A 26,694-nucleotide genomic window follows, 5' to 3' on the forward strand; every position below is an offset into this window, starting at 1 on the left:
AAATGATGAGTGCGAATCCTAGTGAAGATGTGTTTGAAAGAGAGCTAGAGGAGCAGCTTAAGCTGCTACAAGAGTGCCAAGAGGCTAGGGGGCTGCTGCCAGATGCAAGCGACCCACACAAGCAAGGCTGCTTTGGCTGTGCGGATATGGAGCAGTGCGAGATACGGCAGAGCTATGTCAAGGCGGTGTATAGAAGTATGAACAAAGGCGAAGCCGGGGACTTCGCGTTTTAAAGATTCTAGTGTGGATTATAGGGTGGATTACTAAAGAAGCTGCGGCTGCGCCTTGCTTTGCCACGCCGCCGTTGTCGGCTCGCAATGACAAAAGTAGATCCTAAGCTATCAATACAACAAGGAGTAACAATGCAAAAAGTAGCCAACACAAACCTCCACGATGCCAAGAAAAATAAAAAAGATGAGTTCTACACGCAACTAAGCGATATAGAAAACGAGCTGCAACACTACAAAGAGCATTTTAAAGATAAAATTGTCTATTGTAATTGTGATGAAAAATCATACAAGGAGTGTAAATGATTGCAAATGGCATTGGTGGAGCAAATACAAGAACGGGGCTAGTTTTTGAAGGCAAAGTGGATTTAGCGACATTTTTATCCCAGCAAAATATGTCGTTGATAGCGATGGAAAAGTGTTTTATTGCGATGAATTGGTAGCGCAAATCTTTAAAAAGCATAAGTTTTATAGCTTTTTACAAGAGCGTGGATTAAATTGGCGAGATATTATCTCTAAAAAGCTTTTGCCTGATGATAGTATTTATATTATTATCAATAACACATTTTTTATCATTGAGTGTAAATTTCAGCGAGTTGCAGGATCGGTTGATGAGAAATTACAAACTTGTGATTTTAAAAAGAAACAATATCAAAAACTTCTCTCTAGTCTTAATATGGAAGTGGAGTATGTGTATTTGCTAAGTGATTGGTTTAGAAAGCCGGAATATAGAGATGTTTTAGATTATATTATTAGCGTGAATTGTAGATATTATTTTGAGTATATTCCATTGCAAATTTTTGGCTTACCAATATCAAATTTATAAAGGCTTACTATGTCGCAAAAAGAATGTGTAATCCACATATTTGAAACATTACAGGGTGTGGCAACACTAGGACAGCTCTATGCTCTTGTAGATACTTCAATATGGAAAACTAAAACGCCTTATGCTTCCATAAGGAGAATAGTGCAAACAAACAAAGAGTTTTTCAAAATTAAGCCCGGACTTTGGGGATTATCTCACCAAAAAGATATGATTATAAAAAATCTACACATCACTACAAATACTACTGAAAACCCGCATTTTACTCATGCATATTATCAAGGAATTATTACTGAATTAGGGGCTTTAAGAGGATTTCAAACATTTATACCAGCACAGGATAAAAACAAGCTCTTTATCAATAAACCGCTAAAAGACATAGCCACTTTGGATACAATCCATACCTTCACTTATTTGGAGCTAGTAAATAAGGCAAAGACTATTGATAGTATATGGTTTAATGAACGCAAAATGCCTCACGCATTTTATGAGGTGGAGCATTCAACAGATTTTAAAAATTCTTTAAATAAATTTTTTGAGCTACAAGATTTTCGCTCAAAATTTTATATTGTCGCTGATAAAAAACGCAAGGCACAATTTCTTTCTATAATGGAAAATTCTATTTATAAACCCATTAAAGATTTTGTGAATTTTGCAGATTATGAAAGCATTGTAAAACAATATGAAAATGAAAGTATGAAATATGAAATGGGCATTTAATAGCAAATTTTATAATTTGCGATCCATTTATAGCACCACAGGGATTGCCGCAAATCTTTGAGGCAGGCGGTTTGTAGGCATTGAGAGAGAATCTAGCTTTATAAATTTAAGCATAAAACGCAAAGGCGAATTAGATTCTAAGTTTAAAGAGATTTATCTTAGAGTAGCAGATCTGCGGCATTAAGGGTGCGATAAGGGGTGAAAAATGTGGATTCTAGTGCGGAGTGTGAATATGAAGTGCTAGATGGACAGCAAAGGACTATAAGTATATGCGAATATATTAAAGGGAGCTAAATATCTAAATGGCAGTGCATTGCGGCAGGAGTTTTTAGAGAGTGCTATTGCTTGGAAAGTGGATTCTAGGAAAGATGAAAAGATTTGCGAGTATATGGCTAAAAATGCCAAAGATTCTAAAAATGCTGATGAGCTGTGGGAGTATTTTGCAAAGGTGATAGACTGGGTGGAGATGAAGTTTGAAAAATATCGCAAAGAGATGAAAGGCTTAGAATGGGGGCTTTTCTATAATACATATAAAGATAAGCCACTAGATGCCAAAGAGCTAGAATCTAAAATTATAGAGCTTATGCAAGATGATGAGGTGGGAAGTAAAAAGGGCGTGTATGCGTATGTGCTAAGTGGTGATGAAAAGCATTTAAGTCTAAGGGCGTTTAGCGATAGTATCAAAAGGGCGGTGTATGAGAAGCAAGGGGGCGTGTGTGCCAATAGCGATGGACATATAAAGGGCGTGAAATGTCCGCACGAAAATGAAAAGCTAGAGCTAGAGCAAATGGAGGCTGATCATATTTTAGCGTGGAGCAAAGGCGGAAAGACAGAGAAAGAAAACTGCCAAATGCTTTGTGTAAAGTGCAATAGGGCAAAGAGTGCTAAGTAGATTCTACATAAGTGCGATTTTGTGAGCTAGCTAGAATCTAAGTAGCCCTAGCTAGGCTGGAGTGCGATAAGTGATAAGAAAGATTATGCTAGAATCCACTTTTTAACAAAGGCATACAATGATCACAAGCGCATCAATTGAGAATCTAAAAAACCGCATTGATATTCTTGAAATCATCACCCACTACCTTGAGCTAAAGCGCGTGGGGAGCAACTATGCTGCTACTTGTCCTTTCCATAATGAAAAATCCCCAAGCTTTATGGTTTCACCTAGCAAGGGGATCTTCCACTGCTATGGCTGCGGCATAGGCGGAGATAGCATAAAGTTTGTGATGGAGTATGAGAAGCTAAGCTTTGTAGAAGCGATTGAAAAAATCGCCGATATGCTTGACTTCCGCTTAGAATACGACAACAAAGAGCGTGCAAAGCGCACCGATACCTTAGAGAAAGTCGCGGCTTTTTACCACACAAGCCTTTTAGATTCTAGCTCTGTGCTAGAGTATTTGCATAAGCGTGGCATTGATGATAGGCTCATTGCGCAGTGGAATCTAGGGCTTTGTGGAAGCCACGCTAGACACCAAGCCTTTATCAACGCTCACAATCTCCCCACAGATGAGCTGCTAAAAAATGGCATTATTGGTAAGAATGATCAGCCTAGGTCTGCTCCATTTTATGCGCGCTTTAGTGAGCGAGTGATGTTCCCTATCTACTCGCCAAATGGCAAGGTCGTAGGCTTTGGTGGGCGCAGTCTCAAAGATGGCGCGCCAGCGAAATACCTAAACTCCCCCCAAAGCCCACTTTTTAATAAATCGCGCTTGCTTTATGGCTACCACATTGCCAAGCAAGCAATCTTTGCTAGCAAGCAAATCATCATCACAGAAGGCTATATTGATACAATAATGCTCCATAAAGCTGGCATTAACAACGCCGTAGCCACGCTTGGCACTGCCCTTACCAAAGAGCATATTCCCCTACTTAACAAAGGCGAGCCAGAGATTATCCTAAGCTATGATGGCGATAAAGCTGGCATTAACGCAGCTTTTCGTGCAAGCAGTATGCTAGCACCTTTAAGCAAAAAGGGTGGGGTGGTGATATTCCCTGATGGTGCAGACCCAGCAGATATGATCCTAGCAGGCAGAGAGCAGGAAGTAAAAGAGCTTTTTGCAAGACCTAAGCCTTTTATTGAATTTTGTCTTACAATGATTGCTAGCAAGCACAATCTCGCCAACCCTCTTAGCAAAGAGGACGCACTCAAAGAAGTCAAAGCATTTCTCACTACACTTAGTCCCCTTATGCAAGATGAATACGCCCAATTTAGCGCAGATTTGATCCAAGTGCCATTGCAGTTTTTACGCGCTACAAAGGGGGCGAAAAAGCCAGCCCCCATACACGCTCCAGAATCCAGCGGCGATAAACTCGAGCGGCTCATTTTGCGCTATATGCTTGAAGATGAAACCCTGCTTAATCAAGCCTTGCTCTATATTGATAGAAGTATTTTCACAGACTATCAAGATGCTTTTGACGCTCTATGTGCTAATAACCTTAGCCACCCAAAGCTTTTGGGCATAGCCCTTGACCCGCTGCCCTTGTGTGAAGGGGGCTTTGAAGCAGAGCTGCGCATTTTTATCCTGCGCTTTTTAGAATCTAAGCTCAAGCAGACCAAAGATATAGCCCAAATCACGCAACTTCGCGCTAAAATTCTACGCCTTAAAACTACCAAATCAACAGAAAGGAAACTACAACCAATATGACAGCATTGGCACTTTTTAGTGGGGGGTGTGATAGTCTCATTGCAATGAAGCTACTCACACTCCAAGGGATCAAAGTCAAAGCCGTGCATTTTAATATAGGCTTTGGAGGCAATAAAGACAAGAGTGAGTATTTGCGCAATGCTGCAGAGCAAGTCGGCGCGGAGCTTGTTTTAATCGACATTAGAAAGCAGTTTTTTGACAATGTGCTTTTTGCGCCTAAATATGGCTATGGTAAGTATTTTAACCCCTGTATCGACTGCCACGCTAATATGTTTGCCCAAGCATTTTTGCGCCTTGAAGAGCTGGGAGCTAGCTTTGTAGTAAGCGGGGAAGTGCTAGGGCAGCGTCCAAAATCCCAGCGCAAAGAAGCCCTAGATCAAGTAAAAAGGCTTGTGCGAGGCTTTGGGAGTGATGAGCGATTTGCGCATTTGCTAGCACAGGGGCAAGATTCTAGCAAGCCGCAGTATTTAGATGAGCTACTCCTGCGCCCGATGTGCGCCAAGCTTTTAGAGCCAAGCTTCCCAGAGAAAATGGGCTGGGTCGATAGAGAAAAACTCCTTGATATAAGCGGCAGGGGGCGCACAAGGCAGCTTGAGCTAGTGAAGCAATGGGACTTTAAATACTATGAAAACCCCGGCGGAGGCTGCTTGCTCACAGATATAAGCGTGGCAAATAAAATCAAAGATTTAAGTGCGCATAGAAAAATGGTGCTAGAAGATGTGGCGTTGGTAAAAGTGGGGCGATATATGGTGCTGCCAGATGGCGCACGCTGTGTGATCGCTCGCAACGAAGAAGAAAACAAAAAGCTCTCCGCCCCCAACCCAAAAATGTCGCATATTACCCTGCTAGATTCTAAAGGACCGCTTGGGCTTGTAGAATCTAGCGCAAGTGATGAAGATAGAATCCTAGCAGCTAGGCTCACGCTTGCTTATGCTAAGCATAGTGGGGCAAAGGAGCGCGTGCAAGTGGGAGAATCTATCCTAGAAGTAGAGCCGCTTGATAAGCAAAAAGCGCAAGAGTTTTTGTTTTTCAAAGCATAGGGGTCGCTGGCGTGGTTGTGGGGTTTGTTTGCGCTTCAAGGGAGCTTGGCTCAAATGTCATCTATGCTAAAGCTTTGTATGCGATTAAGGCGTTGTTTTCTTGCAGGCTTATAGTCTTTGGCAATGCCACGACCACCGCACTCTACTCACAAGCAAGCCATATTGACACACTGCTAGATATTGGGCTTGATGTATGGCAGCTAGATTCTAGCCCCAAAGAGAGTATTAGTAAGCAAATTGCTGCAATCAATAGCTTTGCTTGCGACTATCTTATCCTAAGTGATAGCAAAAGCTCATTTCTGCGCTTTGGGCTTGCTACCAATGCTAGGCGTGTGCTATGCGCTAGGAAGTTTGTGAGCCTTTTTGCGTGGCGTGCAAGGACTCTGCCTATTTATGCAAGCAAGACCTATAAGCAAATGAGCTTTGAAAATATACTGCTGCATTTGGTGCGACTCATTAACCCCAAAGCCTTTGATACTAGTATCGCAAGGCTTGACTTCTCTCCTGCTAGGCTCTGTGCGCCAGAGCCTATCCAAGCCCAAGCTGATACAATCCTGCGCTATATCTATAAAAAGCGTTTTGCCAAATCGTGTTTGGGGGGGGGGTTAGAAGATTCTAGGCTAATTGTGATCAATCCCTTTAATGTCAATAACGCTTACTCACTCCCACAGCACGCGTGGCTAGAGCTTATAGCGCAAGTGTGCAAAACCCACCAAGTGCTAGTGATCACCTATCCTGCCGTGCATAGAGAGTTTATGCAAGCTTTGAGAGACCACAAGCGATGCAGGGAGCTTAACTCGCGCAATCTCATCATTTTTGCCAACAATAAACTCCCCCACCTTATCGCGCTAATTACTCGCGCGAGCTTGTGCATTAGCCCAAGCACAGGCACAACGCACCTAGCACTAAATCTAGGAGTGCCAAGCATTGGGCTCTATGCCGAGTATGACAAGCCGCGCTGGGGGCATAAAGATCTCCACTACATCACCCTAGAAGCTCCAAGGGATCAGCTCACCAAAGCCCAATGCCAAAAAATTATCCAAGCTACCACAGCCCTGCTTAAGCAATGCCTAAGGGAAACTTAAGGCTCTCTAAAAATCGCTCCACTTGCAACAGCCCTTAAGGTCTTATATGAGATAAACACCACCGCAAAAAATGCCATCACAAGCCCTAAAATCCCTAAAATCCCTAAAATCCCTAAAAGCCCATAAAAGCACTTAAAATCAATCATATATAAATCAAAACTCGCTATCCCAAAGGCACACAGCGGAAAGGTAAAAGCCCACCACGATGGCGCAAAACTAAGCTTAGTAAAAATATTCCCTAAACTTAAAAGCAATAGCACGAAAAACAACGCCACATTAAAGCCCACAAAACTCAACGCATTATGGAATCCAAAAAGGCTATGAAAATCCACCACAAAAATGCTAGGTGGAGCGATAAAAATAAAAAGTGTAGGGATAAATTTAGATTCCAAACTCTGCTCAAAGATGAGCCGCTGCATTATCATCGCACTCAAAAGTATCCAAAAAAAGCAACCAATTGAGAAGAAAAAGAGTAATAATTCCTTTGGAGCGTTGATTAAGCCACCACTTAAAGGCACGATTAAGTTGCCCACAATCGGTATAAACCACGCAGGGGATAGCAAAGCACTCTTCATACTCTCCCTAAACCAAAAGCTCATCACATATAAACTAAGCACGAGCTGCAAGGCACTTGCCACATAAAAAAGCCCCAAAATCCCTTGCCATAGCACATCTACCCCGCTACTTAAATCACTCCAAAATGCTACGATGATAAGCATACTAATAGGAATGCTTGATAGGAAGTTAATCTTTACTTGATGTTTTAAATCTGCTTTAAACGCATTGAAATGATAAAGCATTTTCGCACCATAACACACAAGCAAAAGGGCGAAAACAACCACTGCCAACACCGCAAAGCCATACGCTCCCCACCATAGAAATGGTGCGACTGCCCCTTGCCAACTAGATTCTAATGTAGAATCTAAAGTAGATTCTGCCCCACTCCAAAATGCCACACTTGCTTTTTTTAATACAAGGCTAAGTCCGCCTATCCCCATAACTGAAGCAAATAATGCGATAGGCAAATTAGCAAGTTTAGATTTTGCTTTGTCTTGTGTTTGGCTTGTAGAATCTAGGCTAGATTCTGTATTTACATTTTGCATAGCTTAGTCCTTATTTTGTGTAGATTCTATGTGAGATACTTCGCCTAAAGGCTTAGTATGACAGCTTATAGAATCTAGATTATTTTCCGCTACTTTATCCCTAGCCATTTTCACCCCTCTTGCCACAAGCTATGTCGCTCCACAATGTAAGCTGAATCTACCCTGCCACTAAACATTGCGCGTAAAAGCGGGCGATTTGCCTTGAAAATGAATGCCGCTAAATGCCCGATGATTCCAAGTATGATAAGAAACATTCCAAGATTATGCAGTTGCGCACTCCATAGATATAAACTATCGCTTATATTCCACCCAGCAAGATTTTTCGCTGTTTTTACTAAACCAGTAACGATTAAAAGCAGCAGCACAAGCCCGATGAAAAAATACGCTAGTCTTTGTTCAGGCAGATATTTTTCACTCTTTGGCTCAACTCCTCCAAATAGCATAGCCTTGATGATTTTAAGACTTTTCACTCCATCGCCTTTTTTAGGGAAAATATCAAACTCCGCCCTTGCGATATGAAAATACAAGTGAAACGCCACAAAAAAGATTAGTCCAAACGCCCCTACATAATGCAGCATTAAGCTTATATGATAGTCCCCACTCCACGCCATTAAAGGCAGCTCATTTATCATATATCGCTTTGACACAGGCATTTGGAAAATCCCACTTGCAATCAAAATAAATGTGCTAAATGCCACACCCCAATGCACGATACGATTTTGCAGACTTTGACGCAATATCATTAGAACATTTTGAAAAACTAAAGCAATTTGAAGTTTTTGAAAATGACATTATTGTAAGTTGTGCGGGGACGATAGGCGAAATTTTTAGAATTCCAAAAAATGCACCAAAAGGAATTATCAATCAAGCCTTAATGAAAATCAAGCTAGTCAATGAAGAGTGGATACCATATTTTATGATTTTTTTTGATTTTCTTATTAAGCAAAAATCTCAAGAAAACAGCAAAGGTTCAGCTATTAAAAATATTCCACCGCTAGATATTTTAAAAAACTTCACTACCCCCCTGCCGCCATTATGCGAACAAGAACACATCGTGCAAACTTTAGACACCCTTTTCACACTCAAAAAGGGCTTAAGGGTAGAGTAGATTCTAGCTCTAGGATTTGAAGCTACTCGCCTTGCGCGATAAGCTCTAGCACGAGATTTGCCTGATGTGCCGCGCAGATATTCACTCTTGGTGCCATTAGCCCCTGTCCCACTTGCGCCGCGCTCACTCCATCGCCGCAGATGTAGAGATAGGGCGCGAACTGCTTGGTTTGGATTGCGTTGCTATTACCATAGCCTGCTAGCCCAGAAGCACAGATGAGAAAGGTGCGCGGGTAGTGCTTGTGGAAGTTTTGGGCTAGCATTGCTTTAGCTAGGGCGTTGTCAAAGGCTTCACACACAATATCTACGCCCTCAAAAAGCGTGGGGAGGTTAGCTTCATCAATCTTTAGCGTGTGGATATGTATGGTGGTGTAGGGGTTGATTTGGGCGATATGCTGCTTTAGCGCGTGGGTTTTGTATTTGCCTAGATCGCTTATCTCATAGGCTTGGCGGTTGAGATTGCTAGGCTCTATCACATCAAAGTCTATGAGAACTAGCTCGCCCACCCCACTTCTAGCAAGCATTATGGCTATGTGAGAGCCAAGCCCGCCAAGCCCGCAGATAGCGACTTTTGCTTGCTTTAGTTTGTCGTGCAGCTTTGGCGTGTGCCGCGCTCTCATCATAGAGTCTAGCGCATCTTCTGGCGGTAGCACGCCCTTTTGTATGCAAAAGAGCTCATCGCCATTTTGCAGTGCCACAGGCTCTTTGGTAGCAAAGCCATTGACAATCCACACATCACTATCCTTGCCCCCAAGACTTTGGAAAAGCTCTAGGCTTGTGCTTGCTTGCGTGGCTAAGGGCTGTCCATTTAGCGTGATATGCAAAAGTGGGGCTAGATCTTTGGGGCTTGGCATCACCCTCCTCCTACAAAGCTTACGATTTCTACGACATCGCCTTGTTTAAACACAAGCGTGGCAAGCTCATCTTTAGGCACGATTTTGCCATTTAGCTCTATGGCTATGTGTGTGATTTGCAGATCGCGCTGCTTAAGGTAGTCAAGGAGTGGTAGCGAGTCTTGTGTGAATTTTTCTCCATTTATTGTCATAGTGTTCCTTACAATGGGTTTGCAAAAGCTTTAAAGCATAGATTCTAGCAATCTATGCTTACTAGAATCTATCAAGGCTTTGTCTGCCTAGGGGGTTTGGGTGTGCGCTTGGTGGCTAGCTTGGGTGTGAGCACAAAGTGATTGTGCTTATAGGCGATTGATACGACCCCGCCATTATCAAGCTCCCCATTGATGATAAGATCACTTAAAGCGGATTTTATGTGCGTGTTTATGATCTTTTTGATCTCTCTAGCCCCAAGCGCGCTCTCAAAGCTTTGGTTGATAATGGCATTAAGCGCGCTAGATTCTAGCTTGAGCTCGATATTGCGCGCGTGTAGCTGGGCGTTCATATCGCTAAGCACTTTTTGTGCGATTTGCTTAAAGGCTGCCTTATCCAAAGGCTTAAAATGCACAATTGCATCAAGCCTGCCGCGAAACTCTGGGCTAAATGTGTCCTTTAGCGCGGCATTTTGGCGCAGGGAGCTATCTTTGGTAAAGCCTATGGCATTGCCCTCTTTGCTGCCGACATTAGAAGTAAGGATAAGAATAGCGTTTTCAAAATGCGCGACATTGCCCATATTGTCAGTAAGCGTGGCATTGTCCATCACTTGCAGCAAGATATTATAAATATCGCTGTGCGCCTTTTCTATCTCATCTAGCACTAGCACGCAGTGGGGATTTTTACGCACTTTATCTACGAGAATCCCGCCATTTTCATAGCCCACATAGCCAGCAGGTGCGCCAATAAGCGTGGCGACACTATGGGCTTGGGAATACTCGCTCATATCAAATCGCTCAAAGTGCATCCCTAAATGCTTGGCAAGCTCTTTTGCTAGCTCTGTTTTGCCCACCCCACTAGGACCGCTAAAAAGAAAGCTGCCAATGGGGCGATTAGATTCTGTGAGGTTTGCCTTGGCGATTTTGATCGCGCGCGCGAGCTTTTCTATTGCCTGCTCTTGGGCGAAAATGCGTCTTTTGAGTTTGGATTCTAGTGTTTTGACCTGCGCTCGCTCGCTGGCATTTATCTGGGATTTTGGGATATGGTAGGTTCTGGCTATGGTGTGCTCGACCTCTTTTTTTGTGATGACGCGCTTTAAGGGGGCATTAAGCGTGAGGCTAGCCCCTACTTCATCAAGCAGATCAATCGCCTTATCTGGGAGAAATTTGTCATTGATATAGCGGTGGGATAGATCAAGGCAGGCTTGCAGCGCGCTCTCATCGTAGCGCACATTATGATAGCTCTCATATAATGGCTTAAGTGCCTGTAAAATCTCTAAACAAGATTCTAGGCTTGGCTCTTTGACATCAATGGTGCAAAATCGGCGTGAAAGGGCTTTGTCCTTGCCAAAGGAGCTTTTATACTCGCTAAAGGTGCTAGCACCAATGCACTTAAATGTCCCATTTGCTAGTGCGGGTTTGAGCAAATTTGCTGCGTCCATTGTGCCGCCCATAGTCCCGCCAGCTCCTACAAGCGTGTGGATTTCATCGATAAAGACAATCACATTAGGCAAGCCTTCTAGCTCCGTTAGCACACTCTTTAGTCGTTTTTCAAAATCTCCCCTATACTTGCTTCCAGCTACCAGCGCACCTAAGTCAAGCGCATACACTTGCGCATTTGCAAGCTTTTTGGGCACGCGATTTTGCGTAATGGCAAGGGCTAGCCCCTCTACTATGGCAGTCTTGCCGACTCCGGGCTCACCGAGTAAAATGGGATTATTTTTCTTCCTGCGGCAGAGGATCTCACACATTCTTATAAGCTCATCATCGCGCCCGATGAGTGGATCGATTTTGCCCTCTTTTGCTAGGGCGTTTAGATCCTTAGCAAATGTCTCTAGGGCTTTTTGGCGTTTGGGGATGATGTCTTGGCTAGGTGGGGTGCTGCTTGGGATATGTTGCAAAATATCAAGGCGTGTGATATTGGCGGCTTTAAGGAGCTTGGCGCAATAGCTGTCCTTCTCTTCAATGGCAAAGGCTAGGAAGTCCCATAGCTCTATATGCTCATCTCCAGAGGAGCGCGCGTGATGTAGCATCGCTTCAAACACGCGATGTAAGGCTAGAGTTTCTTTGGGCAGAGAAATATTGGCATTAGTGGGGATATGGCTGGCTAGATAAGCGCGCAGGGGCTTTGTCAGCTCGCTTGTGCTAATCTCGCAAAAGGGCTGCAAAAACTCCTTGCCACTAGGGTGCTCTAATAGGCTTAGAAATATATGCTCAATCGTTAAATACTCGTGCTGCAGCTCTCTAGCAATCTCTACCGCACGATTTATAATGTCTTTAAAAGTGGGGCTTGTCATTATGCTAGATAGATTCTGTGAAGATTTTAAGCGGGTAGGAGGCTTTTTGAGCGGCTTGGATGGTCTCTTGTGCTTTGGTCTCGCCGATGTCATAAGGGTAGATCCCGCATACACCCTTGCCGTGGTTATGCACCTCTAGCATAATCTGCTGGGCTTCTGCTAGGCTCTTATCAAAAATACTTTGCAAAATTTCTATGACAAAATTCTGTGTCGTGTAGTTGTCATTGAGCAGCACCACACGCACCATTTTTGGCGTCTCTAGCTCAATATTGGTAAAAGTATTGCAGGCTTGCTGTGCGTTTGCTTCTGGCATTGGGCGATCCTTTGTGATTTTGGGGCTAATTGTAGCCAAAAAGTAGCACAAACTATGCTTAATTACCTAGAATCCACTTTTTCTAAAGGGATTCAGCTTGTGGGCTAGAATCGTAGGTCGCTTCATCTAGCGAGCCTTGCCTTTTTCTTGTCATCGCGAGACTTGCGCTAGCAAGTCGTGGCGATCCATTTTCAAAAAGTGGATTCTAGGGAATGTTAAGAAAGACTATTTTGCTATCGCAAAATTTATGGATTACTAAAGAAGCTGCGGCTGCGCCTTGCTTTGCCACGCGGTGCAAGCACCGCTCGCAATGACGGAGAAACGGCTGAAAATTAAAAAGCCTGAAAAATTAGGAGAGTCGCAGGCGGCAGGATTTGTCGATGATTTTTGGGGTTTTCAAGCGGTGGGCGCAGGGATTTACCTAGTCGGTAATGAGCAAGCCCACCGCGCAGAATCCCCAAAAAGCGCGGCAAAGCCAACGCCTACCAACCCCTAAAATCTATATTCTATTTTCACCAGCCCGCTTACTCCCATTCTCCCACTCATAGTCGCCTGCAAGTTCGCCGCAGCTCCCAAAGTCAGCGCACCCACCTTATAGTCCCCCATACAATCAAGCTTATATATCATCTCATCACCCTGCAAGGCATAGCCGATAAAGCGATTCGCCCCATCTATCCCCACTTGCACATCGCCAGCCCTTGCAAAAGCCTTTTTCCCAGCCCCCCGAATGCTAAAGAAAAAGCTCTTATTTGTGTAGGCATACTCTAGCCCTGCTAGCCCACTTAGCGCGTAGTAGGTATAGTCATTGACCCTTAGTAGATCTAGCGCATACCCAGCCATCATATTTGCCACATACTCTAGCCCTAGCACCGGCTTTATCGCATTGCCTCTGTCTATCTCAAGTGCGTATTTATAAGTCGCATTGACCCCCACGCTATGATTAAGCGTCTCGATCCTATCCACATTTTGTGCGGATTTTTGGCTTAGGCTTGCGACATAGCTGCCATCAAGCTGCAGCTCATTTGCCCCAAGCTTCATCGCGCTATACAGCCCAGCCCCATAGTTCATCGCATTTTCCCTATACGCGCTATTGCTCCCAAAGCTTGCGCCAAAGCTTAGTAGCCCCCCTGCTACCCAGCTTCTCTCCCCACTGCCAAAGCTCCTGTCATAGCCCATACTCGTGCTAGCATATGCGAGATAGCCGCTGCTTGTGCTACCACCTGCGCCATTGAAATACCCACCCCCAGCGTTGATCCACGCATTATTACGCGGCAGCTTGTTTAAAGCCGCCCTTGTGAGCGATTTATCTAGCACATCGCTTTTAAGCGCGGCAAGGCGGACAGCTTGATTTAGCGGCGCGTCTTTGCGGCTAAGTCGCAGTAGGCTTATGCGGTTTGTGATGACATTGTGCTGCTCGTTGATTAGGGCTAGGTTGGCATCTTGGCTGACATTTTTGGCGATTTGCTTGGCATTGTCATCAATCTTTTGGACACCTTGCAGCAGCTGAGAAGCAGCGGCTACGCTATGCTTGTTAAACGCTGCATCAAGCACTAGATAATGATCTCTCTGTGCTTGCAGCAGGCTATCTAGCAGTGTTTTCTGCCGAGAATCTATGTCATTTATGCTTGGCAGTGTTTTGCTGATGTCGGCTAGGATTTTACTAGGATCGACTTGGTTTATATCTGTGAAGCTTATGTCTATGCCTTTATCTGTGTGCGTAGCCACAGCCTGTCGTATGCTGCGGCTAGTCTGCCCTTCAAAGCCCACGATGAGATCGCCCTTTGTCTCTAGCTTTTTTGCCTTTACCATTGGGTAGGATTTACTGCCATCGTGGTTTAAAGTCGTATCGGCAAAAAGCTCATCGTGTGAGTTAGCAAACTTCACATTCACTCGGGCGTTGTTTTCAAAAGTCAAGTTCGTATTACTCAAATCTAGGGCTAGGAAGCGATTGTCATCGCTAGTGGTTGCGCCGCTGCTTGATTGATCGCTGCTGCTTGTGCTTGTGTTATTTGTGCTGCCGACATTGCTAAGGTGTAGCATATCTGTGATTGTAAGGCTTGCTATCGTGCCATTGCTACCGCTGCCTGTGTTACCATTTCCATTCCACGCGATAGATTTGCCTTGCTCGTGGTGGAGCGTTTGTGCCATTATGTTGTTGCTACCGCCATTGCTAGAGAAATTGATATTGTTTAAGCTTGTGCTATCGTTCATATACTCAAACCATACTTTTGAGTTGTTTTGTAAGCTTATGCTAGGGATTTGAGAGTCTTTAGCGATATAGAGTGTGGAGCCGCTGACAGTGATTGTGGGTGTTGTAGTTTGGCTAGGAGTCGTGCTTCTAGCAGTAGGTGTTGTGGTGTTGCTTTTGCCAAAGTCTTCTTTAGCGGTGTAGAGCGCAGTAAAGGGGCTGTCTTTGATACTAATGCTCTCTACGCTTAGGCTAGAATCTTTATCTATCCATATCAAGCTTTCTACCTTATCAACACTCAAGGACTTTGCGGTAAAGGTGCTGCCATTAAGTAGAGTTAAGCCTCCTGCTAGGAGCTTGATGTCATCTTGCTTGGCGTCAAAGGTGGAGTTGCTATCTAAATACACACTTGCTTCAAAGCTTTTAATGCCATTATTTTTAGATTCTATCTTTGAGCTATTTTTTGCGATTATATCGCCTTTATAGGTGATAGTGTCTTTTGGATCGCCATTGTTAAGGCTTTTGCTTTGTATGCTTTGGCTAAGGTTTTTGCTATCGTTGCTATCAAGATAGAGCGTTTTACTATTAAACTCTAGGGTAGAGTTATCAAGTGTGATATTTGCTTTGACATCGGCATTTTTTTCTATATAGAGCTTTGAGCCGTTATCAAGGCTGATATTCCCGCGATACTCCCTTTGCAGCCAATCGGGCTGCTCAAAAGAGACGGTTTCATTTCTTGTTTTATTGGGATCTTTCCTATCGTATTTATTGATGTAATACCCTACTTCACAAATACCCAAGAATTCAGGACCTTGGCAGCCTGTTCTCCAAGTCGCGTGTGGCACAGGTTTGCCCTGCAAAGCGATATGCTGACCGCTCCCCTTTAGCTCTTTTATAGCAAAGCCCCCATCAAAGATGATTGCTCTATTTGCACTATCCCCATTACTCCCACTTTTACCATTTGTGCCATTGCTAGCAGCCTGTGCTTGTATGGTGGTATTGCCGTCAATATGGGCGTGTATCATCGTTTTGCTTGTGTTATTGAGTGTGAGTGTAGAGAGTGTGTTTTCATTGCTATTAGTTATCAATGCTGCGGCATTATAAGCTCTAACCCCACTCATCGTAGCATTAAAGCCATTGAGATTGAGTGTGCCTCCACTTTTGCTAAAGCTCACTTGATTATAATCGCTTATCGCCTTGTCATTCTCAATTATCAGCTCACCCTCTCTATTGCCTAGATATACGCTTTTAAAGCTATTTTCAGCCCTTAGCCTTACCTTGCCCTCGCCCATACGCAAAGCACCATTTGTTTGCTTAGTTACTTCTAGCTCCCCCTTGCCGATTTTATGTAAATCCCCTTTGACTTCTATATCCCATACCACTTTAGAATCTTTCTCATCTATATCTATCCCCGCACCTTTAAAAGAGCCGCTGCCTGTAATGTTAAGCGTTTTACCCCCCCCCCCCTTAAGATTATTCCCCCCATTCCCTGCTGCACTTCGTTATTGATAACTATTGTCCCACTCTCAGTATATACGCTGTCTTTATTTTGTTCATTTTGATATGTCTCACCATTTGCAACCCTTTGCACTTCAAATTGTTTTTTAAAATTATCAAGCCGACTAGGATCAGTAATAGCCCAAAAAGTATTTACAACTTTTTGTCCGCTTGGTGTCCCGCCGTGAGTAGTCCCTACAAGCTCCCATTCTTGCGTTTTGTTATTAAAGACAAAAATAGGGCTTCCGCTATCGCCTGAGTTAATCACGCCCTTAATAGGTCCATAATGATTGCCATTTGGTCTTACCACTAATTGATTGCCGCCAATATCGTTTGGCTTGACATAAAATAAGCTTCCTGCTCTAGCTCCTGTTCTTACCATCTCTTTAGCATTAGGGCTACCATCCCAATGTTGAAAGCTCATAATCCCACTGCCACTTCTATAAATAACAATGCGATTGTCATCTTTATAGCGAGTCATATAATTTTCTGCATTGTTTTTCAACTCATTAAAACTTATAACTTTATATCCCCCCTCTACGATAAATTTATTAACTCTTGTATATGCCGAGTCATTTGCGTATGTTGTAACGCTTTTATCAGCATACGATGAATCGCCGATTCTAATATTTGAGTCTAGGACTTGTGGTCTGCCATTTGGATGCACGATATGCTTTGATGAAGCCATATAAGCCCCACCGACTGAAGTTTTATTTGCACCATTAAATTTAGAAAAATCAGGGAAAGGTAAGTCTGGCAGATCAACTACTACGCCATCTTTTTTAGTGATTGTGAGATTTTTCGCCCCCGGAGTAAATTGCCCTAGATTTTGCCCAAAGTCTAGGTAGTCGCGCGTGTAGAAGTTATATCTATCCACATTCATCGCCCACAAGCCCTGTGCCACCACAAGAGAGACACATAGCACCTTTGCTTTCATTGATAATCCTTGCATTGATATTCCTTGTTTGTCGTTAGAGAGCCGCAATCCTAGCACACGCAAATTTAAGCCAAGCATAAAATGACAGAAAAAAGCGTGAAGTATAAAAAGTGGATTCTAGGGTGGTGGATTCTAGGGGTAAGGATTCGGCTTTGCGCGATAAATCGTGGATTTCTGCGCGCGTGCTGCGGTTACATACGCTTTAGTATGCGCCCTTGCACGCGCTTGAAAAACCCCAATTTCTCATCGCAAAACAAGGGACACCGCTCGGCGTTAGCCGATGTTTCTTTAGAAATCCTAGAATCCTTTGCTAGTTTTTTTACAATTCTTGCTTTAATCCTAGAATCCACTTTTGCGACTTTGCGTTTGTTTCTCTGTCATTGCGAGACTTCCGCAAGGAAGTCGTGGCAATCCATATAAAGAAAAGCACAAAAAAACGCAAAAGTGGATTCTAGTGGGGGAGTGAGAGTGTGGAGAGTGGATTGCTTCGCTTCGCTCACAATGACAGAAAAACAACACCTACACAAGCACCGCGCGCAATGACAGCCCCTCCGTCATCGCGAGCCGCGTTAGCGGCGTGGCGATCCATTTGCCAAAAGTGGATTCTAGGGAGGTTGTTTATAGTCGATATTTTTGCGCACAATCGTGCAAAATCCGCTCACAAAGCTGCTCCCTAGACTCTATCTGTGCGTCTTGGAATTTGGCGCGGATATAGGTGGCTTGGCGTTTGGCTAGCTGGCGCGTGTGGGTGGTGATAAGTGGCTCTAGTTCGCTAGATTCTAGCTCTCTATTAAAGTAGCGCAGGCATTCCTTTAGCCCTATGGCTTTAAATGGCTCAATGGCGCGCCCATAGCTCTCTAGCAAATATCTTGCTTCATCAAGTAGCCCAGAATCTAGCATAGCTTTTGTGCGCGCTTGTATGCGTGCGTGTAGCTCAGCTTTGGGCGTGTGTATGGTGTAGATTCTAGGCTTTTGGATTAGGGGGGATCTGGCGTGGGTGGCAAAATACACACTAGGGGCGATGTGTGTGGCAAAGTAGAGAGAGAGTAGCTTTTGCACTCTATAGGTGTCAGTAGGTGCTATGCGTAGTGCGCTTTGTGGGTCAATCTCTGCTAAAAATGCGTAGGGATTGGGCAGGGCTTCTATGCGCTTTTGTATAGCACTTTGCTCTTCTTGGCTTAAGCTAGGCATAGCAGATAGCCCTTCATATAGGCAGCTTAGGTAGAATCCACTTCCACCTACAATGAGTAAAAACTCTTTTTTACACTGCTTGAGTGCTTGTGCAAAAAGTGTGCGGAAGACTTCAGCACTGCAGTGCTCGCTTGGCTCAAGCACATTGATAGCATAGTGGGGGATCTGGGCTAGGGCTGCTTGGCTAGGCTTGGCAGAGGCGATATTGATCTCTTTATAAATGCTTAGAGAATCTATGGAGAAAATCTCTGCGTCTAAGGCAGTGGCTAGCTCTAGGGCGAGATCTGTTTTGCCGCTTGCGGTGGGGGCGACTAGGGCTAGAATCTTGGGCTTACACGCTAGGCTAGATTCTAGCTTGGCAGGCAGGCTTTTGGGCGTGGGCATAGGCTAGGATTTTTGGTATTGGGCTTTTTGGCTAATACTTAGCACAAGCCCTATGGCAAGGCAGTTTGCTAGCATAGAGCTACCCCCATAGCTAAGGAAAGGCACGGCAATGCCTTTTAGCGGGATAAGCCCAGCTACTCCTAGGGCGTTTATGATAAAGCTTATTCCTATAAGCATAGCCACCCCTATGCAAAAGAGATAATACACATCATTTTGCACGCGATTGGCGACTTTAAGCACACGAAAGACCACAAGCATAAGCAGCCCCACGCACACACTAAGCCCAAGGAATCCCAGCTCTTCAGTAATCCCTGCTAGCACCATATCTGTATGCACTTCGCTTAGAAAGCCTAGCTTGATCGTGCCATTGCCCAGCCCTTGCCCTAGTAGTCCGCCATTGTGTATGGCATTGGTAGCGTGATAGATTTGGTAAGGCTCTGGGAGATTCTCCACGCGCAAATACTGCTCAAATCCTTGGGGTAAAATCGCTAGCACGGAGTCTTGGGCATTTGCCCACCAGAGCTTTAGGCGCAGGATTCTGTGTGGTGATATGGCGATAAAAATGCTAGCAAGAGCTGAGCTTACAAGCAGCAAAATCCCAAATAGCCCCACGCTTCCACCAGCTGCGATGAGCATTACTACAAGTGTAAGGGCTAGTAGCACCACCTGCCCTAAGTCATTTTGCAGCACGGCTATGAGCAGCACGGCGATGAGAAACACCGCAACATAAGGCAAAATCACTAGAATCTCTTGCGCTATGGTGCGCTTGTGGTTATCGACAAACTTGCGCGAGAAGCTCCACGCTAGGAAAAAGACAAAGCCGATTTTAAAAAACTCGCTTGGCGCGATAGAGATAAATGGCAGCCGTATCCACCGCTTTGCACCCCCAGCAGAAGTCGCCAAACTCTCTGGCAAAAATGGCATAAGTAGCATAAGGATAAGCGCGACAAAAAAGAGCAAGAATCCAAACTTTAAAAAGTATTTTTCTGGAGCGATTTGAGCGATCATCCACATTAGCAAAATCCCAAGCACAGCACTCGCAAACTCCCTTTGGAAAAAGTGCCACTCGCTATAATGATAGGCAAGCGTGGTGTAGGCAGGTAGAGAGTAGCTCATCACCACGCCGATGATTATTAAAGCTCCAGCATAGAAAAATAGCTTAGAATCCGCACGCAAATCCATAGACAAATCCTAGTGAAAAGTAAAAGTGGATTCTAGCACAATCCATTCTTTTTGTGCTTGCGGCTTTAAGATAAAGCTACAAAGTTTAATAAAAAGTGCGATGTAATGAAATCTACTTTAATGCAGCTAGAAAGTAAAGGATTTGTATGCAGCACCCAAATATTCGGGCATTGATATTGTATGTATGGATAGTGTTTGTGCTGCTGGGGATAACAGCGAGCATAGTGAGCGCATTTAGCCTAGTGAAGCCTAAGCCCCAAGATCTCACAGCACCTGCAAGCTGGTGCGCCAAAGGCGATGGAGTCGCGTGCTTCTATGTCGCGCAAAATCTCTTGTTTGGCGATAAAAAGGCGAGTGATATTGTGCGTGCTAGGGCGTTTTACTCTAGGGCGTGTGTGCTTGGGGTTAGCAATGCGTGCTATGAATTTAGCAAGCTTCAAGCATCTCCGGCTAGAATGTATGCAAGCTATTGGCGGCTATGGGAGCGCGAGGCACTAGGGCAATATGACATAGACGGAGCATTGTCTAAACACTAGAATCTACTTTTTCAAGCGATTCAGCTTTGGGTGAGCAATGCGGTTGATTACACGATTTTTATGGCAGTCATTACCAATCTAGGTAACTCCTACCCTAAAAATCGTGTAAAACAGCCACAGCCCCACTGCAAAACCAGCGAAGCGGTGCAAGGCGTAGCCGCAGCAGGTTTCTTTAGAAATCTTAGAATCGTTTTTTCACAATCAGTCCCAATCCTAGAATACCTTTATCTATATAATGATCTCTTGCAAAGCGTTTTTTTTTTTTTTTTGTATAATCGCGCAAATTTTTAAGGCATTCAAGGCACTACCGCGATTTTGTGGCAAATATCCACACAGAGACAAGGAGAGATGAGTGAGAGGCTTGCGTATTTCCATAGCATTATCCGCCTTGCTTTTAGCCCAAGCCGATGCGCAGATTATTCACGCTGATAAGTTTTTCTACCGCGATTTTTTGGACCTAGGGCAGAATAAGGGGGCGTTTGCCGCTGGGGCGCAAGGCGTGGTGATAGAGTCAGCCAAGCAGCCCGGCGCCTCTATGCGCTTTGAAGCCCCTATCATCGATCAATCCGCCAGAAGTAATAATGGCAACTCCACTTCCCTTGGGCGCAACTTCGTCATCACCGCTACCCATGTGGTAGGGAGTAGCGGTAGTAGCAGCGACTCGCTTGCTAATGCGTCAAATGTAGAGATAAGACGCTGGGGGCAGACTTCTTACACTATCAACACAGATAATAAATCTCAAAATCAGGGCTTTGATGTGTCTTTTGCGCGGTTTAATAAATATATCGTAGAGGGCGAGACAGAAATCTTTGACGCGGGGTTAGAGTCAGATCAAGGTATCACCGCTAGTAAGCCTAACCCGACAAAAGAAGCAGAGAATCTAAAAAAGCTAAAAGAATATTTACAGAAACAAAAAGACTCTAATGGCAATCTTATCGTGTTTCAAGCAGGGTCAGGGAGACTGAGCCTTTTTAACGCTCCGGGCGGTGGCTTTAAAGAAGCAGGGATCGCTGCGATTACCGGGACGCGTGGAGGGAGCTTGAGCGGTGCGATTGATTTTGAGAAAATCACTTATCAAAATTCAAAGGCGAATCAAAATGTCGATGCTAGGGGACTCCAAATAGTAGAGCGCACCGATCTTACTTGGGTCAATGCTATAAGCCCAGGAGATAGCGGAAGTGGATTCTATATCTATGATAAGACGAAGCAAAAATGGCTACTACTTGGTGTAACTGCCCAAGCGGATTTTGTAGGGGGTGGGACTTCTGCTATTGCTGTGGCGACTAAAAAGGATTTTGAGAAGTTTAAAGAGAGTAATGAGCAAAATATTGATTTAATGGGGTTGCATACTTGGACTTTTGATGGGAGTGGATTCCAAAATGGAAGCTGGACAGGCAAGCAGCAAAACAAAGACATCGTGTTTAGCAATGGTGGGAGCATAGAAGTCCAAAAAGACATACGCTTGCTTGATAGCGGGCAAACCGGTGGCTTTGTCTTTAAAGCTGGAAATGGAGCAAATGCTAGCAGTCCCACAACCTACAAAATCACAAGCAAAAATGGTCAGCTCTATGGCTTTGACGGGGCGGGGCTTGATATCGAGGAAAATGTCAAAGTAGAGTGGGGACTAGGCTTTATCAAGGGTAATGGCACTGGCGATAAAAGGGGTGTCAATGACGCCCTGCATAAAGTCGGTAAAGGCACACTGGTCATAACCACAAAGTATGATACGCCGCCAGATGATGGCAAATACGGCTACCTGCGCGTGGGCGATGGGAAAGTGGTCTTTGATACCGAGTCTCAAGCCTTTAATGGCGTGTATCTCACAAGTGGGCGCGGGACTTTGGAGCTGGTAAATGGCAAGGCGCAAGCCTTTGGCGCGGTGAAAGATCCTTCACAGCTAGATTCTACGCTCCCAAATCACTTCATACTAAACCAAGAGCATAGAGACAAGCTAGGAATCTACTTTGGCAATGGCGGCGGGAACTTGGACCTAAAGGGCAATAGCCTAACGCTCAATGCTATCTCTAGCAATGACGCGCGTGCAAATATTATCAACACTGATGAGAAAAACACAAGCACGATGACTATCGAGGGCTTGGGCTACGATAAGGATAAAAAGAAAACAAGCAGCAAAGCCGACACTATTATCCACGCGAGCTTTGGGCAAAGCACAGATTCTAAAAAAGATAATGCCGATAAAAATAACAATATAAATCTTGTCTATAAAGGCGATGAGAAAGCTGCTACTGATGAAAATAAAGCCGCGCTCGTCTTTGACGGCAATGTCAATGCCAAGGGCTTGCAGGTAGATAGCGGCAAGGTCGTGCTGCAAGGACACCCCACAACCCACGCATATATACGAGATCAAAACATAACAACAAACCTTGGAACACAGAATTTTTTAAAACTCGTTATAAAAGCCGAGGGCAGCAAACTGCCCGACTGGATGGACCTAAGTCGCCCTAGCACACTAGAGCAGCCCGACTGGGACCACAGAGTGTTTAAGATTGGCAAGATTGATTTACAAAGCTCAAGGCTTGATGTGGGGCGTGAAGCGACTTTGGAGGGTAATATTACAGCGGATTCTAGCTCGGCGATTAACTTTGGCGGGGATATAGACCATTACATCGATAAAAAGGACGGCGAAAACACCACGGGCAATGGCTTTGAATACCAGCAAGAAGTAGAAAAAAAGAAGCTAAAAGAAGCAACACAGAAGCTCGCCAATCAAACTATCCACTTCAAAGGCAGTATTGATGCCACAGGCACGACAATAAACTCACACATTTATGACTTCAACGCCAAGCTTGATTTGAAAAATAGCGCGAAGCTTAATGCAGATTTTCTAACCCTTGATAGAGAGACGCACGCAAGCGGCGCGATTCTTACAATGAATACTAACAGCAGTGCAAATGTGAAAAATCTTATTTTCAAAGGGCTTAATGGCAGTGCGAATGACATCGTAAATATCACAGGCGGCTCGAGCCTTAAGGTTACAGAATCTCTAGGCTTTGAGAAATCGACTTTTGATTTGAAAAATCTTAGCTCTATTGGTGGAAGCAGCTTCACAAAGCCCACAAACTACGATATTTTTGTCAAAGATAGCTCCCAGATCACAGGAGATAGCACAGACATCACCGGCAATGTCGGCGTGATGAATGAATCTAGCCTTACGCTAAAATCTATCACGCTAAAAGATATTAGCTCGACAACAGGGGCAGACTCTACACAAGCGCAATCCACCCCAGAATCTAGCAAGCATAAAAACTCTATTCTCGTAGATGGCAAAAACTCTAGCCTAAGTGTGAGCGGCAAGATCAGCTCTACAGCCCAAGATGACACGCTGATTGTCGTTAGTGGCTTTAGAGAGACCACTGCCCAAGGCACACGCGATAGAGTAGAGGGGCAAAGGCAAGAAGTGGTGCATTCCGCGACTTTAAGCACGAGTGGGGGCATAGAGCTACAAGGCACAACGCAGCGCGGACTAGAGACAAGATGCGATGGCGATAAAGTCGGCGTGGGCTGCTTTGCTGATAAATCTATGCAGGGCAAGGTTAGCAATATCGTGCTAAGCACCGGAGGCAAGCTAGATTCTAACCTTAAGGCGACAAATTTACAGCTCAATGTCGATGTGGATAAGGACTCTAGCTTTTTGGGCAGTGGCAAAACTTTAGAATCTAATGCTTCAAGCGTGGCATTAAACTTCGAGCTAGGCGGAGCAAGGCAGCAGGAGTTTGACATCACCGCCAAGCAGAAAAGCCACATCACGCTAAGCGCTTACGCTAAAGAGTCTTTGGCAAAGGATTCTAAGCCTTTGAAGCAAGCCCTAGAAGCCTCGCAGTATCAGGGCAAAATCACCGCAGATGACTCGCAAATAGATTCTACCCTAAGCAATATCACCGCAAGCGTGGATCTAAAAAACGGCGCGAAGCTCACAACCAGCGGAATCCTAACGCTTAAAGACACTTTCAATAGCATTAAGCTAGATGGCAAAGATACTGCCCTTAATGTCGGCACGATTATCGCGGAAGATTTGAAAAATCTCACGCTAAGCGTGGGAAGTGAATCAAAGTTTAATGTTACAAACTTTGTGTTTAAAAAGGGAAATGTCAGCAGTAATCAATTCTATGGGCAAAATGTCTGGCTACAAGAGGGAGCAAAAGTAACGCTTGCAAATGGAGGCACGCTTAATCACAATCTCTACATCGATGGCAAATCCACCTTTAGCACCACGCCAAATGAAGCGATACTAAGCGGGGGCAAAAAGCTCTCAATCGGCGGAGAATCTAGCTTTAGCATAGCAAGTGGCAATGGGACTTTGGGCGTGAATGAAAGCGGAGAGACCATAATCCAAACAGAAATTGGCTCAAAGCTAGAGATTAGCAAGCTCCTAGCCCAAGGCGGAAGCAAGGTAATCATCGCGCTAGATTTGGACAAAGTGGAAAAGGACTCTAGCGCGCAAAAGTCTGCAAGCCAGCAGAAAAATTTCAGCATTGAAGCAAACAATGCTAGCAATGTCTATGTCAATAGCTGGGATATGAATCGCGCTGGGTTTGATAATGGTAAGACAAGCCTAACTACTGATGAGAATTCTAGAATCCACTTTGGGACACTAAAGCACGATATGGCAAAGACAAACTACATCGCCCAGCCCATCAAGGCAAATCTCTCTATCTCCCAGCACCTAAGCCTAGAGAATGTCGGCAAGCTTACAGCAAGTGCTGGGAACAAAGCCGCGCCAAGTGGCACAGCTACAAATATGATGACTAGAGAAATCACAAGCGAGAGTGCCCCCACGCCCACCAATCAAGTAGAATCTAACTCCGATCCGCTAAAGCTTGCCGCACAAGCTGGCACGAGTGATGATAGATTCCACGCGCTAAAGCTAGAGGGCAACACTATGCAGGGCGGCGAAGTGCAAAACACAGGCAAAAATCTCACTCTAGAGAATGGCACGCGCATTGATGTCAAGCTTGACCAAAGTATCAAAGCAGAATCTAGCGGCGGCAAGCCCGGCGACTTCCAGCTCAATAAATACTACACGCTTATCTCTGCTGGGAGCATTACAGATAATCGCACAGATAAGAGAATCTACTTTAGCTTTGCAGAGGGTAGCACGCCGCTGTATTGGGTAACGATTGTGGAAAATGGCGAGATCAAAGTCAAATTTACCAAAGAAGATCCAAGCAGCTACGATGAGCTAAAAAACTATATCAGCGATGATAAGCTGCTAGAAATCCTAATCCAGCATAACCCCAAAGACGACTTCGTCCAAATGGCGGGCACGGCAAACCAGCACAAAGAGCTAGATGGGTATCTAGCGCGTATCGATAATGACTTAGGCGAGATAGCACACCACAGCGAGCTAGGCTTAAGCGATCAAATCCTGCTCGCCAATGACCAGAGTATAAACGCCAGAATCGCCCAAGTCCAATACGCGCAAAGCCGCTTCAATGCTACGCCTCTAGCTGGGCTCGCGCGCCTTGCCAGCAATGATAGCAAAGATATCGCCCTAGCTCTAAAATCTGCCCAAGCCGCCAAAGAAGCGAGAAAGAAAAACGGCGCGTGGCTAAGTGTGGCAGGAGGGGGCTTTGCCAAAGGTGGGGAGAGCAAGGCGGCTATGGGATTTTATGGCACAAATGTGGGCTATGATAGGACATTTAGCTTTGGTGATGATAGCTTGATTATCGGGGCTATGGCTGGGTTTGGCGGCTCAAACTACTATGCCCAAACGCTTAATGACATCGCCAAGGTTGTGAATCTAGGACTCTATGGGCTCTACCAAAAAGACGGTAATGAAATCCAAAGCAACCTATCTTTTAGTATGATTATGGGTGAGCGCGCTCTAAGTGGCGTGCTAGGGAGCGAGAATCTAAAAGCCAACTCCCTAGGGCTGCTCTCACACACCTACTACAAATACCGCTTCGTGCTCAAAAAGGGCGAGAGATTTGACTCTATACTAAAGCCTGTGGGGCTGCTAAGTGTGGGGTATAATGGCATAGGCGCATACACAGGGACAAACTACAAGCAGCACGCACTAAACGCCTTTAATCTAGGGCTAGGAGCTGGGGTAGAATACGCCCTACTTGGCAGGAAGCAGTCCTATACGCTCTCTTTCCTTGCTAGGCAGAATGTCTATAGCTCCGCAGATCAAATCTTTGTGAGCCTTAGCAATGCGCAAAACTCTATCGGCTATGAGCTAAATCCTATCAATCTCACTTTCCAGCTAGGCTTTGTCGGCAGCGCGCAGCTGGGGCGTGGATTTACCCTGCAATATGGGCTAGCTGGCGTGGCAGACATCAAGGGCGGCTATGGTGGCAAGGCAGATGTCAAGCTAGAGTATAAATTCTAGCTTGGCTTTGAAGCGGGGCTGCAAAAGT

23 protein-coding genes and 2 pseudogenes are annotated in these 26,694 nt (G+C 44.8%); 15 read left to right on the plus strand and 10 right to left on the minus strand.

The window, feature by feature from the left end; all coding sequences use genetic code 11:
• The first annotated feature begins 2 nt into the window (after positions 1–2).
• From F4V45_RS06140 to F4V45_RS06180, 10 genes and pseudogenes are all read left to right on the plus strand, one after another.
• Positions 3–233 (plus strand): hypothetical protein, encoded by a 231-nt coding sequence (locus F4V45_RS06140; protein ID WP_246145212.1) that lies wholly within the window; start codon positions 3–5, stop codon positions 231–233.
• A gap of 129 nt (positions 234–362) precedes the next feature.
• Positions 363–509, plus strand: a pseudogene (locus F4V45_RS06145) (adenine-specific methyltransferase EcoRI family protein); the annotation flags it as partial.
• Between the two features lie 20 nt (positions 510–529).
• A complete protein-coding gene (locus tag F4V45_RS09765; protein ID WP_246145214.1) occupies positions 530–670 on the plus strand; it encodes a hypothetical protein in 141 nt (46 codons plus the stop codon).
• Positions 646–1,053 carry a PD-(D/E)XK nuclease superfamily protein gene (locus tag F4V45_RS06150; protein WP_246145221.1) on the plus strand — a complete coding sequence of 136 codons (408 nt, stop codon included), beginning with the start codon at positions 646–648 and terminating at the stop codon, positions 1,051–1,053. The genes F4V45_RS09765 and F4V45_RS06150 overlap by 25 nt, the downstream gene beginning before the upstream one ends.
• A gap of 9 nt (positions 1,054–1,062) precedes the next feature.
• A complete protein-coding gene (locus F4V45_RS06155; RefSeq protein ID WP_150337522.1) occupies positions 1,063–1,770 on the plus strand; it encodes a type II restriction enzyme NmeDI-related protein in 708 nt (235 codons plus the stop codon).
• A gap of 31 nt (positions 1,771–1,801) precedes the next feature.
• A pseudogene (locus F4V45_RS09770) lies at positions 1,802–1,954 on the plus strand (site-specific DNA-methyltransferase); the annotation flags it as partial.
• A 129-nt stretch (positions 1,955–2,083) separates the two neighbouring features.
• On the plus strand, positions 2,084–2,662 hold the full coding sequence (locus F4V45_RS06165) for an HNH endonuclease (RefSeq protein ID WP_150337523.1): 579 nt from the start codon (positions 2,084–2,086) through the stop codon (positions 2,660–2,662).
• A 118-nt stretch (positions 2,663–2,780) separates the two neighbouring features.
• Positions 2,781–4,412, plus strand: coding sequence for a DNA primase (gene dnaG, locus F4V45_RS06170; protein ID WP_150337524.1), 1,632 nt, complete (start codon positions 2,781–2,783; stop codon positions 4,410–4,412).
• Positions 4,409–5,452: a 7-cyano-7-deazaguanine synthase gene (locus F4V45_RS06175; RefSeq protein ID WP_150337525.1), complete on the plus strand. Its 1,044-nt coding sequence runs from the start codon at positions 4,409–4,411 to the stop codon at positions 5,450–5,452. The genes dnaG and F4V45_RS06175 overlap by 4 nt, the downstream gene beginning before the upstream one ends.
• Positions 5,453–5,463: 11 nt before the next feature.
• Complete coding sequence (locus F4V45_RS06180; protein WP_150337526.1) at positions 5,464–6,537, plus strand: glycosyltransferase family 9 protein; 1,074 nt, start codon at positions 5,464–5,466, stop codon at positions 6,535–6,537.
• Here F4V45_RS06180 and F4V45_RS06185 read toward each other — a convergent pair.
• Together F4V45_RS06185 and F4V45_RS06190 are read right to left on the minus strand one after the other, a co-directional pair.
• Entirely contained in the window at positions 6,534–7,640 is a 1,107-nt protein-coding gene (locus tag F4V45_RS06185; RefSeq protein ID WP_150337527.1) for an SLAC1 anion channel family protein, read from the minus strand. The genes F4V45_RS06180 and F4V45_RS06185 overlap by 4 nt on opposite strands.
• Before the next feature lie 110 nt (positions 7,641–7,750).
• Entirely contained in the window at positions 7,751–8,338 is a 588-nt protein-coding gene (locus F4V45_RS06190; protein WP_246145230.1) for a cytochrome b/b6 domain-containing protein, read from the minus strand.
• Here F4V45_RS06190 and F4V45_RS06195 point away from each other — a divergent pair.
• Complete coding sequence (locus F4V45_RS06195) at positions 8,332–8,748, plus strand: restriction endonuclease subunit S (RefSeq protein ID WP_150337528.1); 417 nt, start codon at positions 8,332–8,334, stop codon at positions 8,746–8,748. The two genes, F4V45_RS06190 and F4V45_RS06195, sit on opposite strands and share 7 nt — an antisense overlap.
• A gap of 22 nt (positions 8,749–8,770) precedes the next feature.
• On the opposite strand, the gene thiF is transcribed toward F4V45_RS06195, so the two are convergent.
• From thiF to F4V45_RS06215, 4 genes are all read right to left on the minus strand, one after another.
• Positions 8,771–9,571: a thiamine biosynthesis protein ThiF gene (thiF, locus tag F4V45_RS06200; RefSeq protein ID WP_246145244.1), complete on the minus strand. Its 801-nt coding sequence runs from the start codon at positions 9,569–9,571 to the stop codon at positions 8,771–8,773.
• A gap of 29 nt (positions 9,572–9,600) precedes the next feature.
• Entirely contained in the window at positions 9,601–9,792 is a 192-nt protein-coding gene (gene thiS / locus F4V45_RS06205) for a sulfur carrier protein ThiS (RefSeq protein WP_150337530.1), read from the minus strand.
• Between the two features lie 71 nt (positions 9,793–9,863).
• Entirely contained in the window at positions 9,864–12,086 is a 2,223-nt protein-coding gene (locus F4V45_RS06210) for an AAA family ATPase (protein WP_150337531.1), read from the minus strand.
• Between the two features lie 4 nt (positions 12,087–12,090).
• Positions 12,091–12,399: an ATP-dependent Clp protease adaptor ClpS gene (locus F4V45_RS06215; protein ID WP_150337532.1), complete on the minus strand. Its 309-nt coding sequence runs from the start codon at positions 12,397–12,399 to the stop codon at positions 12,091–12,093.
• A gap of 310 nt (positions 12,400–12,709) precedes the next feature.
• Between F4V45_RS06215 and F4V45_RS06220 the strand changes: the two genes are divergently transcribed.
• Entirely contained in the window at positions 12,710–12,895 is a 186-nt protein-coding gene (locus tag F4V45_RS06220; protein ID WP_150337533.1) for a hypothetical protein, read from the plus strand.
• Here the strand turns inward: F4V45_RS06220 and F4V45_RS06225 are convergent.
• Entirely contained in the window at positions 12,892–15,969 is a 3,078-nt protein-coding gene (locus tag F4V45_RS06225) for an autotransporter outer membrane beta-barrel domain-containing protein (RefSeq protein WP_150337534.1), read from the minus strand. The genes F4V45_RS06220 and F4V45_RS06225 overlap by 4 nt on opposite strands.
• A gap of 23 nt (positions 15,970–15,992) precedes the next feature.
• Positions 15,993–17,021, minus strand: coding sequence for a S6 family peptidase (locus tag F4V45_RS06230; RefSeq protein WP_170235195.1), 1,029 nt, complete (start codon positions 17,019–17,021; stop codon positions 15,993–15,995).
• Between the two features lie 81 nt (positions 17,022–17,102).
• On the opposite strand from F4V45_RS06230, the gene F4V45_RS06235 reads away from it, so the two are divergent.
• Positions 17,103–17,441, plus strand: coding sequence for a hypothetical protein (locus F4V45_RS06235; RefSeq protein ID WP_150337536.1), 339 nt, complete (start codon positions 17,103–17,105; stop codon positions 17,439–17,441).
• A gap of 198 nt (positions 17,442–17,639) precedes the next feature.
• On the opposite strand, the gene miaA is transcribed toward F4V45_RS06235, so the two are convergent.
• Positions 17,640–18,596 carry a tRNA (adenosine(37)-N6)-dimethylallyltransferase MiaA gene (gene miaA, locus F4V45_RS06240; RefSeq protein WP_150337537.1) on the minus strand — a complete coding sequence of 319 codons (957 nt, stop codon included), beginning with the start codon at positions 18,594–18,596 and terminating at the stop codon, positions 17,640–17,642.
• 3 nt (positions 18,597–18,599) lie between these two features.
• On the minus strand, positions 18,600–19,778 hold the full coding sequence (locus tag F4V45_RS06245; protein ID WP_150337538.1) for an FtsW/RodA/SpoVE family cell cycle protein: 1,179 nt from the start codon (positions 19,776–19,778) through the stop codon (positions 18,600–18,602).
• Between the two features lie 146 nt (positions 19,779–19,924).
• Here F4V45_RS06245 and F4V45_RS06250 point away from each other — a divergent pair, with 146 nt between their 5' ends.
• Together F4V45_RS06250 and F4V45_RS06255 are read left to right on the plus strand one after the other, a co-directional pair.
• Positions 19,925–20,314: an SEL1-like repeat protein gene (locus tag F4V45_RS06250; RefSeq protein ID WP_150337539.1), complete on the plus strand. Its 390-nt coding sequence runs from the start codon at positions 19,925–19,927 to the stop codon at positions 20,312–20,314.
• 352 nt (positions 20,315–20,666) lie between these two features.
• Complete coding sequence (locus F4V45_RS06255) at positions 20,667–26,666, plus strand: S6 family peptidase (protein WP_150337540.1); 6,000 nt, start codon at positions 20,667–20,669, stop codon at positions 26,664–26,666.
• The last annotated feature ends 28 nt before the right edge of the window (positions 26,667–26,694 follow it).

Origin of the sequence: Helicobacter canis (assembly GCF_008693005.1) — a bacterium.
GTDB lineage: Bacteria > Campylobacterota > Campylobacteria > Campylobacterales > Helicobacteraceae > Helicobacter_B > Helicobacter_B canis.